Annotated in this window: 9 protein-coding genes; 4 read left to right on the top strand and 5 right to left on the bottom strand. The window is 73.5% G+C overall.

Going from position 1 to position 15892, the window contains the following annotated elements; genetic code table 11:
* Window positions 1–11: 11 nt before the first annotated feature.
* Window positions 12–4889 carry a sigma 54-interacting transcriptional regulator gene (locus WMF31_RS30060; RefSeq protein WP_436605241.1) on the bottom strand — a complete coding sequence of 1626 codons (4878 nt, stop codon included), beginning with the start codon at window positions 4887–4889 and terminating at the stop codon, window positions 12–14.
* Window positions 4890–5021: 132 nt separating this feature from the next.
* Here WMF31_RS30060 and WMF31_RS30055 point away from each other — a divergent pair, with 132 nt between their 5' ends.
* The 3 genes from WMF31_RS30055 to WMF31_RS30045 all read left to right on the top strand — a co-directional run bounded on the left by WMF31_RS30055 (window position 5022) and on the right by WMF31_RS30045 (window position 8913).
* Window positions 5022–5693 (top strand): hypothetical protein, encoded by a 672-nt coding sequence (locus WMF31_RS30055; RefSeq protein WP_436605240.1) that lies wholly within the window; start codon window positions 5022–5024, stop codon window positions 5691–5693.
* 105 nt (window positions 5694–5798) lie between these two features.
* The gene (locus WMF31_RS30050) at window positions 5799–6482 is read left to right on the top strand and encodes a hypothetical protein (RefSeq protein WP_436605239.1); all 684 of its coding nucleotides are present in this window, start codon (window positions 5799–5801) and stop codon (window positions 6480–6482) included.
* Between the two features lie 298 nt (window positions 6483–6780).
* Window positions 6781–8913, top strand: coding sequence for a substrate-binding domain-containing protein (locus WMF31_RS30045; protein ID WP_436605238.1), 2133 nt, complete (start codon window positions 6781–6783; stop codon window positions 8911–8913).
* A gap of 9 nt (window positions 8914–8922) precedes the next feature.
* Here the strand turns inward: WMF31_RS30045 and WMF31_RS30040 are convergent, their stop codons facing one another.
* From WMF31_RS30040 to nrfH, 3 genes are all read right to left on the bottom strand, one after another.
* Window positions 8923–10233 carry a M28 family metallopeptidase gene (locus WMF31_RS30040; protein WP_436605237.1) on the bottom strand — a complete coding sequence of 437 codons (1311 nt, stop codon included), beginning with the start codon at window positions 10231–10233 and terminating at the stop codon, window positions 8923–8925.
* A gap of 202 nt (window positions 10234–10435) precedes the next feature.
* Complete coding sequence (locus WMF31_RS30035; protein ID WP_436605236.1) at window positions 10436–11878, bottom strand: ammonia-forming cytochrome c nitrite reductase subunit c552; 1443 nt, start codon at window positions 11876–11878, stop codon at window positions 10436–10438.
* A 30-nt stretch (window positions 11879–11908) separates the two neighbouring features.
* The gene (gene nrfH / locus WMF31_RS30030; RefSeq protein WP_436605235.1) at window positions 11909–12454 is read right to left on the bottom strand and encodes a cytochrome c nitrite reductase small subunit; all 546 of its coding nucleotides are present in this window, start codon (window positions 12452–12454) and stop codon (window positions 11909–11911) included.
* Between the two features lie 412 nt (window positions 12455–12866).
* Between nrfH and WMF31_RS30025 the strand changes: the two genes are divergently transcribed.
* A complete protein-coding gene (locus tag WMF31_RS30025; protein WP_436605234.1) occupies window positions 12867–14111 on the top strand; it encodes an MFS transporter in 1245 nt (414 codons plus the stop codon).
* Window positions 14112–14151: 40 nt separating this feature from the next.
* On the opposite strand, the gene WMF31_RS30020 is transcribed toward WMF31_RS30025, so the two are convergent.
* The gene (locus tag WMF31_RS30020; protein ID WP_436605233.1) at window positions 14152–15672 is read right to left on the bottom strand and encodes a hypothetical protein; all 1521 of its coding nucleotides are present in this window, start codon (window positions 15670–15672) and stop codon (window positions 14152–14154) included.
* Between the last annotated feature and the right edge of the window lie 220 nt (window positions 15673–15892).

The raw sequence follows: 15892 nt of genomic DNA, 5'->3' as shown, positions 1-15892 counted from the left end.
GTCTCTGACCCTCACGCCCCCCGCAAGAGCCCGTACCGCGACAGCTTGCGGTAAAGCGTCGTCCTCGGGATGCCGAGGCTGCGCGACACCTCGCTCACGTTCCAGCGGGCGTGCTCCAGCGCCGCCCGGATCCGGTCCTCCTCGATCTTCTTGTGGTCGGCCCGGGAGCGGCTCCGCGGCGCGGGCGCCGCGGCCGGCAGCTCGACGTCGGCGGGGCCGATCTCCGGCCCCGGCGCGAGCACGCACGCGCGCGCGAGGACGTTCTCGAGCTGCCGCACGTTGCCGGGCCAGCCGTACGCCGCGAGCCGCCGCAGCGCGCCCCGGGACAGCCGGTACGCCGGGCGGCCCTGCCGCGCCGCCAGCTTCTCGAGGATCGCCTGCGCGATCGCCGGGATGTCGTCCGGCCGGTCGCGCAGCGGCGGCACGCGGATCTCGATGACGCTGACCCGGTAGTAGAGATCCTCCCGGAACCGCCCCCGGGCGACCTCCTCCCGCAGGTCCCGGTTGGTCGCGCACACGACCCGTACGTCGGCCACAGGGACGCTCCGATCCGAGCCCACGGGGCGGATCGAGCGCTCCTGCAGCGCCCGGAGCAGCTTCGCCTGCACCGCGACCGGCATCTCCCCGAGCTCGTCGAGCAGCAGCGTCCCGCCCCGCGCCGACAGGAACAGGCCGCCGTGATCCCGGACGGCGCCGGTGAAGGCGCCCCGCACGTGGCCGAACAGCTCCGACTCGAGCAGCGCCTCCGGCAGCGCCGCGCAGTTGACCGCCACGAACGGCCCCTCCCGCCGGGGCCCGCCCGCGTGGATCGCCCGCGCGACGAGCTCCTTGCCCGTGCCGCTCTCGCCCGTCACCGTCACCGTCACGTCGCTCTCCGCCACGCGCTCGATCAAGGCGAGGACGCCGCGCATCGCGGCGCTCCGCCCCGCGATCTCCGGGAAATCGCGCCGCGCGTCCGCGCGGGTCCGCTCGAGCTCGTGCGAGAGCCGCTCGATCTCGTCCGCCTGCGAGCGCATCAGCTCCGCGACCCGGCGCTGCTCCTCCTCCAGGGCCCGCGTGCGGTCCCGGAGCTCGGCCATCAGCCGGCCGTTGTGCAGCGCCACCGCGATCTGGTCCGCGAAGGCGCCGAGCAGATCCGCGTCGCCCTCCGCGAACTTGCCGCGCTGGAAGCGGTTGTCGAGGTACACCGCGCCGAGCACCGCGCCGTGCGCGCGGATCGGCGCGCACACGATCGATCGCAGCCTCAGGCCGTGCACGGACGCGCTCCGCCGGAAGCGCTCGTCGGAGAGCGCGTCGACGGTGAGCACCGCCTCGCCGCGCTCGACCACGCGCCGGGCGACGCCGTGGCTGAACTTGAGCTGGCTCTTGCCCACGCGCTCGCGGTCGAGGTTGCGCGCGATCGCGACCTCGAGCTTGCCCCGCGCGCCCGCGCCCGGCGGCGCGAGGATCACGAACCCCCGCTCGGCGCCGGTCAGCTCGATGGCCGCATCCATGGCGAGGCGGAGGACCTCCTGCGTGTCGAGCGTCGAGCTCAGGCGCCGGTTGATCTCGAGGAGCTTCAGCACGAGCTCCATGCGGGCGTCGACGCTGCGCCGCGCGGGCCCGCCCCGGAGCGCGGCCCGCCGCGGGCTCTGCCAGAACACCTCGGCGAGCTCCGGGGGGAGCGTGCTCGCGATCCGCTCGCAGCACTCCAGCGCCGCCGTGCGGTGCCGCTCGGCGAGCGCCTCCGCCGACCTCCGGCGGAGCGCCTCGGCCGAGACCTCCTCGTGCCGCGCGTGGAGCTCGAGCTGCGAGACCCTCGCCACGAGGCCCGCGCCCCGCCGGACCTCCTCCAGCGCCGCCCCCGTGTCGCCGAGCGACAGCGCGAGCTCCGCGCGCGCGGTCGCGTGGCGCAGCGCGAGATCCGCCGCGTCCACCTCCTCGAGCAGCGCCGCGGCCTCGGCGAGCCGGCCCTCGGCCGCGGCCCGGTCCCGCGCCGCGAGGGCGACCTCCGCGGCGTGGATCGTCGCCTCGCACGCCTCGCGCCGCCGGCCGCGCGCCGCGTGGCCCGCGCGGGCCCGCTCGAGCAGGCGCGCCGCCTCGCCGAGCGCCCCGCGCGCGGCGGCGATCTCCGCCTCGAGCCCGAGCGCCGCCAGGGCGAGCTCCCCGGAGAGCGGCGCGCCCCCGGGCCGCGCCGCGGCGGAGAGGCGCGCGAGCCCGAGCTCGGCCCGCTCCAGGAGGCCGATGTCCGCGTGGAGCTTGGCGAGGTTGAAGCGCAGGGTCGCCTCCGTCCGCTCCTTGGCGAAGGCGATCGCCGCGCGCAGCCCGCGCTCGTAGCAGCAGAGCGCCGCGCCCCAGTCGCCGAGCTGGTGCCTCGCCGTGCCCAGGTTCAGCGCGGCCGTGGCGAGCAGGTCGCCGAGCCCCTCGGCCTCGGCCAGGTCGAGCGCCCCCTGGAACCCGCGCGCCGCGAGCGCCGCGTCGCCCGCGCGGTAGGCGTGGAGCGCGTGGTAGCTCATCGCGCGGACGCGGGCGCGCGGCGAGCCCGACGACGGAAAGAGCGCGACCGCGCGCGCGAGGCTCGCGAGCGCCCCGGCCTGGTCGCCCAGGTACCCGAGCGCGAGGCCCAGCGTCTCGGCGAGCTCCGCGGCGGACGGGGCGCCGCCGTCGCCCGCGGTGCCGCCGTCGCCCGCCGCGAGCGCGCCCTCGGCCTCGCGCCGCGCCTCGGCGTAGCGGCCGAGGCGCAGGAGGCAGCGCGCCGAGAGGCTCGCGAGCCGCCCGCCGCCGGCCCCGCGCGACAGCGCGCGCGCTCGCTCGAGCTGCCGGAGCGCCCGCTCGACGCGGCCGAGCTTCTCGTAGCAGCGCGCCGCCCGGTACGAGAGCTCGGCGAGGTCCCCGGGCGGCGGCCGCGCGCGCCGCGCCCGCGCGAGCAGCGATAGCGCGCGCCTCGGGTCGCCGGCCGCCTCGATCGCGGACGCGGCGGCCACGAGCGTCCGCGCCGCTGGCGCGGCCGCGCAGGCGGCGTCCGCCGCGCGCACCCACGCGCGCGGCGCCCACTCGAACATCGGCTCGGCGTCGACGAGCGCGCGCCGCGCCGCCTCGGCGTCGCCCGCGAGGGCGAGCGCGCGCGCCCTGTCCGCCGCGCGCTCGCTGCGGAGCGCGGGGGCGAGCCGCGCCTCGTCGGCGCCGCCCGGGCGATCCGCGACGGCGCGCGCGATCGCGCGCACGACGCCCGGATCGAGCGCGGCGAGCAGCGCCCTCGCTTGCCCCGGCTGGCCCAGGCGGAACCCCTCGGCGTCGAGCCGGGCGAGCCCCGCGGCCTCGAGCGCCTCGAGCGCCGGCCGCGCCACGCCGAGCGCCGCCGCGTCGCCGGGCGACAGCCGGTCCGCGACGGCGAGCGCCGCGAGGGCGCGCGCCTCGTCGCGGCCGAGCGCGGCCACGCGCCGGCGGAGGAGCTCCGGGGCGCCCGTCGTGCGCTCGAACCGGTCGAGCTCCGCCTCGCTCACCCGGCGCTGGGCGAGCGCCGTGCAGAGCTCCTTCAGCGCCCGCGGGCGGCCCCCGCTCGCCCGCAGGAGGTCGCTCGCGCGCGCCGCCGTGGCCAGCGGCGCGGTCCAGACCCGGACCGCGACCTCGCCGAGCGGCTCGAGCGGCAGCGCGACGACCGCCTCGCCGGCCACGTCGAGCGGCTCGGCGGAGGCGATGAGCCAGAGGATCGCGTCGGTCGGCTCGGTCGCCCGCACGAGCGCCTCGAGCAGCGCCCGGTCGCGCGCGCCGAGCCGCCCGGCGTCGTCGAGCGCGAGGACGCGCGGCCGCGCCTCGTCGCCGAGCGCCCCGCGCGGCCGCGCGAGCTCGCCGCGGGCGTCGAGCAGCGCGAAGGCGCCCGCGGCGAGCGCGCCTCGGCCGAGCGCGCGGCCGAGCAGCGCGCGCAGCGGATCCGCGCCGCGCGGCGCGCCCTCGAAGACCGGCGCGCGGAGCTGCGCGCGCCACGTGAGCTCGCGGAAGAGGCGCGACTTGCCGATGCCCTCCTCGCCGGTGATCACCACGGCGCGCGGCCCGCGCTCGCCCCGGAGCAGCGCCTCGAGCGCCGCGCCGAACGCCTGGACCTCGCGCTCCCGGCCGACGATCTCGCCCGGCTCGCTCACGACCGCGGGCGCGCGCCGCGGCAGGCCGAAGGCGGAGAGCGCCTCCAGGACCTCGTCGACGCACGACGGCCGGCTCGCCGGGGCGGGGGCGGTGAGCCGCTCGGCGAGCCGCTGCGCGGCGGCGGGCGGGGCCCCGGCGAGGAGCGGGAACAGCGCCTCGAGCGTCCGCCCCACGGCGAAGAGATCGGAGCGCGCGCTCGGCGGGGCGCCCTCGCGGAGCTCGGGCGCGAGGAACCGCGCCGTGCCCGAGAGGTCCCCCGCCTCGGCCGACGCGGGCGCGCCCCGCACCCTCCGGGCCGCGCTGAGATCGATGAGCACGCCCGAGCCGTCGTCGCGCACGAGGACGTTCTCCGGCTTCACGTCGCCGTGGACGATGCCGGCGCCGTGGAGCCAGCCGAGCGCGTCGAGCGCGTCGAGCAGCACGGGCAGCGTCGCGCGGAACGAGCGGCCCCGCGCGTGCTCGGCGAGCGTCCGGCCGCGGATGAGCTCCGCCGTGGTGTACGTCAGCGGCGCGCCGCCGTGCGTGGTCCGGGCGAAGTCGTACGCGCGGCAGAGCCGCGGGTGGGCGCAGCCCGTGAGCAGCGAGAACTCGCGCCGGAACGCCTCGATGGCGCCCGCCGCGTCGAGGCGCAGCGCCTTCAGCGCGACATCGCGGTCGAAGAGGCGATCGCGCGCCTCGAAGACGGCGCCGAGCCCGCCGCGCCCGAGCGGCCGCACGACGTGGTAGCGGCCGTCGACCTCGGCCCCTGGCGCAATGCCGTGCTGTACCATCGGTACAAACTGGAACAGAGTGGTACAAAAAAGCGACCGAAAGTCGCCAGGGATCCGGGCGACCGGGCTGGCACGGCTGTTGAACAGAATGGCAGCGTGGGCAGCGTGATGCGCCGGATCGCGGTTCTTCTGATGGCTTGCGTCGCGGGGTGCGGGGTGAACCCCGTCCCCGAGCCGCCCGCGGCGCCGGCGCTCGTCGGCGAGGTGATCGGCGCGTACTGCGACGCGTGCGACGACCCGGCGATCGAGCTCGCCGGCGGACCGGGGAGCGCGAGGGACGCCGACGCGGTCTGGGCGGTGAACCTCGACGGGACCGCGCCGCCCGCGGTCGCGGAGGTCGGCGCCGACGGGAGCTTCGTCCTCTCGCTGGAGGCGTCCCCGGGCGACGAGGTCCGCCTGCAGGCGCGGCGCGGCGAGCGCCGCTCCGCGCCGGTGGATCGGGTCGTGGCGGTCGGCGTCCTCGAGAGCGCGCCGCGCCCGCTCGCCGACTGCCTCCGCGTCGCGCCGGAGCTCGCCCTCTCCGACACGGCGGTCGGGGAGGCGTCCACGGGCGTGCTCCGGATCGAGCACGGCTGCGGCGCCCCGCTCGCGATCGACGCCATCGCGCTCCGCGCGCCGGCCGAGGAGCTCGTCGTCCAGGGGACGCCGGCCCCCGTGGTCCTCGATCCCGGGGAGCCCATCGAGGTCCTCGTGGCGTTCCGGCCGCGCGCGTCCGGCGCGCGCGAGGAGGTGCTGCTCCTCGAGGTGTCCTCGCCCGCGGCCACCCGGCGCGCGGTGACGCTCTTCGGGCGCGGCGTGCCCTGAGGCGATGAAGGCTCACACCCCCTCCTTGGCGGCCCTGCGCGGGCCTCCGGGCGGAGGCGCGTTCTCACCAGGCAACCCTCTTGCGACAAGAACATGGAGACGAACATGCGATTTCATGCTTTGTGGTTCCTTTCGGCGTCTGCGATCCTGGGGCAGCTCGGGTGCGATCCCGACGTGACCGGCGGGACCTGCCCGGATCCGGGCGACCCGGAGGTGCACTATCTCTCTCGCGATCCCTCGTACTGCGCCCGGATCGACTTCGATTGCCCGCCGTCGCAGGAGCTCTTCTCGGGGGAGTGCGGCTGCGGCTGCGTCGGTCCCGAGGAGCCGGCCTGTCCGGACCCGAGCGACCCGGGCGTTCACTACGTGTCGCGCGATCCGGAGGAGTGCCACCTCATCGACTTCATGTGCTCTCCCGGAGAGGAGCAGTTCTCGAACGCGTGCGGCTGCGGCTGCATCGCCCCCGAGCCCGAGCCCTGCCCGGACGCGAGCGACCCGGCGGTGTATTACGTGTCGCGCGATCCGAGGGAGTGCGAGCTCGTCGATTTCGCGTGCTCACCGCCAGAGGAGCAGTTCTCGAACGCGTGCGGCTGCGGCTGCATCGCCCCCGAGCCCGAGCCCTGCCCGGACGCGAGCGACCCGGCGGTGTATTACGTGTCGCGCGATCCGAGGGAGTGCGAGCTCGTCGATTTCGCGTGCTCACCGCCAGAGGAGCAGTTCTCGAACCAGTGCGGCTGCGGCTGCGTCGATCCGGAGCTCCCCGTCGGGTACGCCCGTCAGGGCGGGTGATCGCGCCCGCGGTCCGCCGCCCTCCGGGGGGCGCTCGCGCGGCGGCCCGACGTGCTCTGCCCGGAGAGGCCGTGGAGCCCTGACGCCCCCGCCCCCCGCCGCTCTCCCTGCGCGGGATTCCCCACAACCCGCTTGCTTGTTCACATGCGCGCACCCGGCATGCGCGCTCCCGAGCGGCCTCGCGCTCGCGCGCACGCCGGGTCGAGCGGTCCTCGCCGCAGGTGGTCAATTTGTCTCGTTGGTCTATCGAGGTCGGTGATAGGCTCGCCTGCGGGGTGCGGGGGAGGACGCGACCTGGATGACGAAGAGGCATGTCGGCCTGCGCACATCGAGCGTGATCGGGGTTGCGGCGGTCTTCATCGACAACTCCTTCAACTCCACGGCGTTCGCTGGCATGCACCGCGCGGCGCGGGAGCGCGGTTACCAGATCTTCTTCATCCATGGATCGCCCCGGGCCGCCGCGCAGCGCGCGGTGGGGGTCCGCCGGGTGGCCGGCTGGGTCGTGATGTACACCACCGATGGCCTGGAGGAGCTCGTGTCCGACACGACGCCGGCTGTGCTCTTCTGTGCGCCCCCGCTCGGGTCGCGTTTCCCGGTGGTCCGGGCCGAGAACCATGGCTCGATTCATCAGCTCGTCGAGCACCTCGTCCGCCTCGGCCGGCGTCGGATAGCGTACATCGGCAAATCGAACTCGGATGATTTCGTCGAGCGGGCCAGGTCCTTCGAGGAGGCGCTCCGCGCGCGCTCGCTCGAGGCCGATCTCAACCTGCTCTCCAGCTTCGACGAGTGCACGATCTCGTACACCGAGCAGCGCTTCAGGATGCTGCTCGAGCGAGACGGCAAGTTCTGCGACGCGCTCGTGGCGGGCAACGACGAGATGGCGATCGGCGCCATCCACGCGATCCAGGCGCGCGGCTACCGCGTGCCCGAGGACATCGCCGTGGTGGGGTTCGATGACATCACCGCCGCCCAGCACTGCGATCCGCCGCTGACCACGATGCGGCAGAACCCCGAGCTCCTCGGGCGCCTGGCCGTCGAGCGGCTCATCGACCGGATCGAGGGCCGCCCCCTGGAGCAGCTCGTGACCCGCGTCCCTGCGGAGCTGGTGCTGCGGCGCTCCTGCGGCGGCGGCGCGTGCGAGCCTTCGCTGCCGGCGCCGGAGCGCGTCGCGGCGACGGGCGACTGGCAGCGAGACCTGGCCCTTCAGCTGAACGCCCTGCTCGCCGGGGAGGCGCGGGCGCCGGGCGACCACGCGCCCCTCGTCTGGCCCGAGGCCTGGGAGATCGTGCGGGGCCTCGACGCGGCGCTCTCCGGAGCGGAGCTGCCGGGCGTCGGGGCGCTCGATCGCGCGTTCGGCGCCGCGGTCGCGTACAGCGACAGGATCGAGGTCCTCCTCGCGGTGGTGCGGCAGGTCGAGCGGACGGCCGCGCGCCAGCTCGCCGGCGCCCCGGCGAAGGACGCCGCGCTCCGGGTGGAGACCTTCGTCGAGCGGGCCCGCCTCTCGCAGCAGCGGGCGCTCGCGGCGTGGGAGCGCCGCAGCGTGGAGGGCCTCGAGCGGCTGGTCCGCGCCAACATGGATACGAGCATGCTCCTCGCCTCGAAGGAGGTGTGGCTCGGCGATCGCCTGGCGTGGCTGCGCCACACCGCCGTGCGCGTGGCGTGCCTCGCGCTGTGGGCGGCGGACCCGGGGCCGGACGGGCCCGAGCTCGTCGTCGACAGCGTGCGCGCCCGCGAGCCGGGGCTGGAGCCGCTCGTCGGGGTCCGGGTCCCGGCGGGCGCCTTCCCGACGCCCGAGCTGATCGAGGCGGCCTCGCCGGACCAGCCGAGCGGCTATCTCATGCTGATCCCGATCGTGAACGCGCGGCGCGACTGGGGGACGCTGGTGCTCGGCGGGCTGTACGCCGAGAGCTTCGTGGACAACCTCCAGCCGCTGACCATGTGGGTGCGGCTGCTCACGGCGGCGTTCGAGCGCTACGAGCTGGAGGCCGCGGTGCACGCGGAGCGCGACATGCTGGCGGCGGCCTACGACCGCGAGCTGGCGCTGTCGAGCACGGTGCGGGAGCTGGGGTGTCCTGTCATCCCGCTGCTCCCGGGCGTGCTGCTCATCTCGCTGGTCGGCGCGATCGACGCGGCGCGGGCCGAGCAGATCCTGGAGGCGGTGCTCGCGGGCGTCGCGCGGGAGGGGGCCCGATGGGTGCTGATCGACGTGACCGGCGTGCCGCTCGTCGACGCGGAGATCGCGGCGTCGCTCTTGCGGACGGCGCAGGCGACGCGGCTGCTCGGCGCGCGCGTGAGCCTCGTGGGCGTGGGGGCCAGGATGGCGCAGCGCATGGTCGACCTCGGGATCGATCTGCACGGCGTCTCGATCTTCCAGTCGCTGGCCGCCGCGATCAGCAAGCTCATGCCGCCCGCGCGGCCGCCCCCGGCGTGACCGCTCGCTCTAGAGGGTGAGCTTGGCGGCGGCATGCGCGGCGGCCTCGGTGAGCCGGCGCATGTAGTCCCAGTTGAGCCGATCGACCTTGTCGCAGCTCCTGTGGTAGCAGGGGTTGCTGTCGTCGCCGAAGAAGTTCTGCGAGATGGCGACGGCCGGCACGCCGTAGCGCCAGAACGGCGCGTGGTCGCTGCGGTTCGTGCACGCGTCCACCCGGGTCAGGCGCAGATCGGCGCGCGCCGCCGCCGACTCGACGATGGCGGCCAGGTCGGCGGACGTGTTCTCGTCGCAGTGGATGACGTGGTACTTCCCGTCGTCGTTCGAGTCGTAGGCGGTCATCTCCAGGTCGAGGACGCCGACGACCTGCTCCAGCTCCCCTGTCCTGTCGAGCGCGCGCGCGTAGGCGCTCGAGCCGACGAGGCCGGCCTCCTCCTGATCGAAGGCCACGACGCGGAGCCCGACGCGGAGCTTCGCGTCCTTCAGCGCGCGGGCGACCGCGAGCGACGAGACGACCCCGGAGCCGTCGTCGTCGGCGCCAGCGTTGCTGACCGTGTCGTAGTGGGCCGAGATGATGAGGACGCGCGACGGGTCGGCGCCGGCCTTCTCGGCGGTGAGGTTGACGCCCTGTCGGAAGCCGCTGTTATAGGCATGCTCCTCGACGGTGAACCCCATCCCCTCGTACTGCTGGCGCATCCAGGCGCGGGCGAGGGCGCGCCCGCTCGCGGAGCCGCGCTCCCGGAGGGTGGCGGTGCGGCCGTCGACGGTCACGGGCGTGGCGCCGGAGAGCTCCTTGAGGCGCGCCTCGAGGTACCTTGGGTCGATGGTGATGTCGGCGAGCTCCTCCTCCTCCGTGTCGCTCTCGCTCAGCGCGAGCGCGCCCTGCCCGAGGGCCGCGCGCGGCGCGGCCACCTCGCGCTCGGCGATCGGCTCCGCGTAATAGCGGTGCGAGCCGAGCCAGTCGTGCGCGTCATGGCCCGTGGGGATGGCGACGACGGCGAACCCGCCGACGCGCGCGCGCTCCCCGGGGAGCGCCGCGTCGGGCAGCGGCCCCTCGACGAGGTGCAGCGAGGCGCCGCGCTCTTCCTTGAGCGTCACGCTCTGCCAGGCGTGCTCGACCGGCGCGCGGGTCGCGACGAGCTGGCCATCCGGTGTGGCGAGCCGGTTCAGAAACGCGGCCACCGTGTCCTTGCGCACGAGCGAGACATGAAGTTGCCCGGTCTCCGGCGCGTCCTGCTCCCCGGTGGCGCAAGAGGCCGAGCCCAGCGCGAGGACGGCACACCCCGCGACGACAGCGATGGAACGATGAAGGCGTGCAGCCATGACGTCCTCCCTTTTTGCGCCACCCTACGGATCTCATCTGGAGAATCCAAGAAGTATCTCCTCGATGAGCCCGGCGACGGCGCCGATCGTCTCGAGTGCATGGCAGGACACAAAAGGGTTGTGCTGGAGGTGGTGAGTCGCGGTCCAGCCCGTCAGGCTGGATGTCGAGCGCTCGCCCGGCCGGGGGCTCGGCGTCTGCTGGTCAGTCGGCGCCCGCCGCGCCTGCCGCGGGCGCCTCCGCCCTGCCGTCGCGCAGGGCGAGCTGACCGACCCGGCAGGTGTCGATGGCCGACGCGAGGATGCGCATCGACTCCTGGGGCGCGTGGAAGCCCGACGAGTTCTCGGCCTCCGCGAAGTCGAGGAAGAACTGGCACTTTCGCTGGGCCGCGCGCGCCTCCGCGAGCGCCTCGTCGGACGCCCCCGCCTCCTTCGCCCGCCGGAGCTCGCCGATCAGCGCGGTCACCGCGTCGAGCGCCCGGTCGCGCGCCTCGTGGTGGCGCTCCTGGATGGTCTCCACGCGCTGCCGGAGCTCGTCCTCGGGCCACCTGTGGCACGTCTGGCACGCGCGGTTGACGTTGAGGAGCGGGCTCTGGACGTGGTGATTGGTCACCTTGGTCGCGCCCACCCGCTCGTACGGCATGTGGCAGTCCGCGCAGGCGACGCCGGAGCGGGCGTGGATACCCTGGTTCCACATCTCGAACTCCGGGTGCTGCGCCTTCAGCACCTTCGCGCCCGACTCCGCGTGCGTCCAGTCCGCGTGGCCCGTCTCCTCGTAATAGGCGTAGATCTCGTCGACCCGGATCCCCTTCGACCACGGGTACACGAGGCGCTTCTCGGGACCCTTGAAGTAGTACTCCACGTGGCACTGGCCGCAGACGTACGAGCGCATCTCCTGGCGCGTGGCCATCGTGTTGACGTCGTAGTCCTGCTCCCCCACCGACGCCTTCAGCGCGCGGATCCCCTCGATGAACCCGGGCCGCGTCACCCGGAGCTGCATCGACTGCGGATCGTGGCAGTCGATGCACGAGACGGGGTGCGTCACGTGCTTGCGCGCCTCGGGGTAAGGCATCTGGTTCATGCGCTCCCACCCGCGGATGAGGTCGCCGCCGCCGAGCTTTTTGTACGGCACGTACACGGACGCGTGGCAGTGGACGCACGTGCCCGGCTGCGCCGACACGAGCTGCCGCTCCGTGTACACCTGGTCCTCGAGCATGTACGCGTGCCCGCGCTCCTCGCGGAAGTCGTGCGCGAAGGCGTAGCCGGCCCACAGGGTCTTGAGCCGCCCGTCCTCCTCGAGCTTCGACTGCGCGACGACGCTGCGCGGGTCGGCCTGCGTGGGCGTGCGGGGCACCGCCTCGCTCCCGCCGAAGCGCGTGCGCTTCTGGTCGACCGTGCGCCGGTAGCTGTCGTACTGGATGGGGAAGTTCTTCCCCCAGATCGCCGGGTCCTCGGTCATGTCGTCGAGCTCGACGACGCGATAGAACGGGTTCTTTGCCTCCTGCTTGTGCTCGAAGATGTTGACGAGCAGCGCGGCGACCCCGACGGTCGCGACCGCCGTGCCGATCGTGATGAGCGGCAGGAAGCGCCGGAGCCCCGCGAACCGCGCGCCCCTGGCCTTCGATCCTTCGTCCTTCAGCTCGGTCATCGTCTCCGTTCTCCGCGCGGCGAGCGCGCCTCAGTGCAGGTGGCCCACCGACTCATGGCAGCGCACGCAGGAGAGCCGGGGCGCCCCCCGGTGCTCGCCGTCGATCGCATGAACGATGTCGCCGTGACAGCTCCGACAGGTCTCCTCCGTGACGCGGAGGTTGCCGGGGTTGATCCGGATCGGGTCCGGGAACCGGCCCGTGGTGAAGGCGAAGGAGTGCCAGAACCCGTTCGTCGCCTTCGTGACATATTTGCCGAGGAACGTGTGCGGCGCGTGGCAATCGTTGCATCCTGCCACGGCGCGGTGACTCGACCGCTGCCACCCGGCGAACTGCTCGTTCATGATGTGGCAATTGGCGCACGCCGACGGCTCGTCCTCCAGGTACGACGCCCCCTTCGCGTAGACGAACGTGTAGCCGCCGAGCCCGGCGATGGCCCCGAGCGCGACGCAGAGCGCGAGCGGCAGGCTCCCTGCCCAGCGGCGCCCGGCGCGCGCGCGTCCGCGGCCGGGCCCCTCCGCGGCCGGCTGCGCCGTTCGTGTGTTCTCCTCCGCCTCGCGGTCCTGCTCCTGGCTCATCGGTCGCGGCGCAGGTTAGCAAGCCCGGTGCCACGGAGTGTACGGCGAGCGGCTCGACAGGAGCTCGCCGGGCGGCGGGTGACCCGCGCCGCTCGGGGACGCGTGAGGCGAGGGCGGCGCCGCGGGGCTGCTGCGCAACCCGTGCGGCCGGGGCGCAGATCCCGCGCCGGCGCAGGGCTCCGGCGGGGCGACCGTTCCCGCCGCGGCGCGCCTGCGCTAGCACTGCTGCGGGACGTCGCCCCGGATGAGCAGAAGAACCGCCAAGGTGCCAAGGCCGCCAAGAGGAGATGGGAAGAGCCGTCCCGGTATTCACCGTCCTGTTTCGCTGGTTTCCTGGCGCTCCTTTCGCCCTGGCGGCTCGCATCCCGGCTCGATTTCCCGCAGCACGCAGTGCTAGGAGAGGACAGGTGACATGACGGCGAAGGCCGAGGTCCAGAAGACGCCGTTCACACCGTACCAGCGGCGGCTGTTCGCGTTCCTGAGCGTGGCCTCGTTCTTCGAGGGCTACGACTTCCTCGCGCTCACGCAGATCCTCCCGAACCTCGGCGCGGAGATGGGGCTCATGCCGAGGCACGAGGGGCTCCTCGTGGGGGTCATCAACGCGGGGACGATGATCGCCTACCTGCTCGTGCGCAAGGCGGACCAGTGGGGCCGGCGGCGCGTGCTCACGGTCACCATCCTCGGCTACACGCTCTTCTCGCTGCTCACGGGGCTCGCGCCGAACGTCATCGTGTTCGCCGTCTGCCAGCTCGCCGCGCGCGTGTTCCTCATCGGCGAGTGGGCGGTCAGCATGGTATACGCGGCCGAGGAGTACCCGAGCGACCGGCGCGGGATGGTGATCGGCGTCATCCAGGCGTTCTCGAGCCTCGGATCCATCGTGTGCGCCGGGGTCGTGCCGCTGCTGCTCGCGACGCCGCTCGGGTGGCGCAGCGTCTACTTCGTCGGCGGCGTCCCGCTCCTCCTCATGGCGGTGGCCCGGCGCGGCCTGCGCGAGACGTCGCGGTTCCAAGAGCAGGCCGCGGCGCGGCCGGCCGAGGGCGCGCAGCCGCTCGGGCGCATCCTGCGCTCGCCGTACCGCGGGCGCATGCTGCAGCTCGCGGTGATCTGGGGGCTCACGTACGTCTGCACGCAGAACGCGGTCACGTTCTGGAAGTCGTTCGCGGTCCGGGAGCGCGGGTTCAGCGACGGCGAGGTGGGCGCCAGCATCACGTTCGCCGCGCTCGCGTCGATGCCGCTCGTCTTCGCGGCCGGCAAGCTGCTCGACGTCGTGGGGCGCCGCAAGGGCGCGGTGATCATCTACGCGCTGGCGGCGGCGGGCGTGCTCGGCGCCTACTCGCTGGGCTCGCGCGCGGGGCTCACGGCCGCGCTGGTGTTCGCCATCTTCGGCGCGAGCGGCGTGCTGCCGGTGCTGAACGCGTACACGACCGAGCTGTTCCCGACCGACCTCCGCAGCGACGCGATCGCCTGGTCCAACAACCTGCTCGGCCGGATCGCGTACATCCTCTCTCCGGTCTTCGTGGGCGTCGCCGCGGAGGAGGTCGGCTGGGGATCGGCCGTGTCCGCGACGGCGATCTTCCCGCTGGTCGCGCTGGCGCTCATCCTGTGGCTCCTCCCGGAGACGCGCGGCAAGGAGCTCGAGGAGACGGCGCGGATCTAGCGCCGCGCCGCCCAGGTCCGCCAGGGCCCGCGAGCTTGGCTCAATTTCCCGCGGGCGCGGCGGGTCGCTGAGCGGCGGCGCGGACGCGCTCAGGCGGCATCCGGTCGACCCTCCCGCGGTGCGGGCGGCCATCCCAGGCCTCGCTCAGCACGCGCCCGCGCATGATGTCTGGAATCGGAATATTCAACAGGTGGAGGAGCGTCGGCGCGATGTCGAGGTTGGTCGTGTCCGGGATCTCCACGCCGGCGCGGATCCCCTTGCCCCAGATCATGAGCAGCCCCGTCGGGTGGTGCATGCCTTGCTTTGTGGTCGGGGTGTCCATCGCGAAGAGCTCATGGATGGGGTAACCTTCCGGACGTGCGCTGGGCGCACCGGGGAAGAAATAGCGGGCGTCGGGATCGGGCTCAGCCAGGCAGACGGGCGTCACCGTGAGCACGTCGCCGGTCGCCGTGGTGATGAAGGCGCTCCGGCTCGTCTTGCCGACGACGTGAGCTCGTCCCCAGAGCTCCTTCACGCGCGCACGCTCGACGGCGTCGGGGATCGTCACGTTCCACTGCGGGAGCATGACCGGGGTGAGCGCGGTGACCCCTCTGGCTCCCATCAGGCGCAGCACGCTCGAGATATCCTTGAACCTGAGCGAGATCTTCCCCTCGGGGTACTCGTCGTTGACGAAGGGCTGCTGGCCCATGCTGGACGCCACGACCAGGATCGTGTCGTCGTCGACGAGCCCCATCGCTCGGGCGAGGAGGCGATCGCAGAGCTTGTAGCCGATCTCGACGGCGTCCCCGTACTTCCTCTTCTCGTCCTTTGGGCAGGGCGAAGTGAACTTCGAGTCGTCCATGGCGCGCCAGTAATGGTGCATGTAGTGCGCCGCGTGGTTGGTGTGCCATGTCGCGTAATCCGGTCGGTGGCGGGCGTAGAGCGCCTCGAAGACGTCGTAGTTGATGAGCGGCTGAATGACGATCCGCCGAAAGCGCTGGTGGGGCTCCACGACCTCGCGCGCGAGCTGCGCGGCTATCGCCGCGCAGGTCGAGGGCTTCACGCCGAGCTTCAGCACGTCGATGCCCTGTGACAGCATGCCCGAGAGGGAGAGCCCCCGGCGGTTCCGGTGGTGGATCTGTACCTGCATGCGGTTCAGATCCTGCAGCGGCTCGAGCGACCGAGGGAACGTGGCGGACGAAGGGGCGAACGTGCCAGGGACGATGAACCCAGGCACCGCCCGCGGCGGATACGCGCTGATGCTGCCGAACACGCCCACGGATTTCCCGGCGTCCACCGCGTAATCCCAGGTTCGTGGTGCCTTGATCGTGCTCGGATCCTGCTCGAGGACCGTGGCTCCGTGGACGGCGCGCTCGACGCCGGTGTGGACGGTGACCCACGTGACCCACGGATCCATGTGAGGCGGCAAATCCACGCTTCGCGGCGAGGCCCACGCGCCCTCTCGCCTCAGACGTGCGAACGTGGGCAGCTTTCCCGTGGCGAGCATGGGCTCGACGATCGTCCACGTGATCTCGTTGAACTCCAGGAGCAGGACCCTTTTGGGCCCGAGACGTGTGCTCATCCCCCCCCCCCCGTTTCCGCGAACACCGAGGTCGGTGTCGCAATGCAAGTTGTGTATCATGTCCATAAGCCATGTGCCGTGGCAAGTTGGCTTGTATGGAATTTGAAAGCCGTTGATGTGTCCTGTTCGGACGGCGGGGGACTGGTCGCCCGCCGTGCGATCGATCCGTCTCGTGCTGTCTCTTTGCGGACGCGACGTCCCGTGTCCGTCATGGTTGATG

Source organism: Sorangium sp. So ce1036 (assembly GCF_051369805.1).
GTDB classification, from domain to species: domain Bacteria; phylum Myxococcota_A; class Polyangia; order Polyangiales; family Polyangiaceae; genus Sorangium; species Sorangium cellulosum_F.
The sequence above is the reverse complement of the archived record's forward strand: the minus strand, read 5'-3'. Positions and strand labels throughout refer to the sequence as shown.

What these genes read in the sequence shown, in the direction of transcription:
- WMF31_RS30060 (WP_436605241.1), bottom strand. Translation starts at nt 4,889, where the DNA reads ATGGTACAGCACGGCATTGCGCCAGGGGCCGAGGTCGACGGCCGCTAC.
- WMF31_RS30055 (WP_436605240.1), top strand. Translation starts at nt 5,022, where the DNA reads ATGGCTTGCGTCGCGGGGTGCGGGGTGAACCCCGTCCCCGAGCCGCCC.
- WMF31_RS30050 (WP_436605239.1), top strand. Translation starts at nt 5,799, where the DNA reads ATGCGATTTCATGCTTTGTGGTTCCTTTCGGCGTCTGCGATCCTGGGG.
- WMF31_RS30045 (WP_436605238.1), top strand. Translation starts at nt 6,781, where the DNA reads ATGACGAAGAGGCATGTCGGCCTGCGCACATCGAGCGTGATCGGGGTT.
- WMF31_RS30040 (WP_436605237.1), bottom strand. Translation starts at nt 10,233, where the DNA reads ATGGCTGCACGCCTTCATCGTTCCATCGCTGTCGTCGCGGGGTGTGCC.
- WMF31_RS30035 (WP_436605236.1), bottom strand. Translation starts at nt 11,878, where the DNA reads ATGACCGAGCTGAAGGACGAAGGATCGAAGGCCAGGGGCGCGCGGTTC.
- nrfH (WP_436605235.1), bottom strand. Translation starts at nt 12,454, where the DNA reads ATGAGCCAGGAGCAGGACCGCGAGGCGGAGGAGAACACACGAACGGCG.
- WMF31_RS30025 (WP_436605234.1), top strand. Translation starts at nt 12,867, where the DNA reads ATGACGGCGAAGGCCGAGGTCCAGAAGACGCCGTTCACACCGTACCAG.
- WMF31_RS30020 (WP_436605233.1), bottom strand. Translation starts at nt 15,672, where the DNA reads ATGAGCACACGTCTCGGGCCCAAAAGGGTCCTGCTCCTGGAGTTCAAC.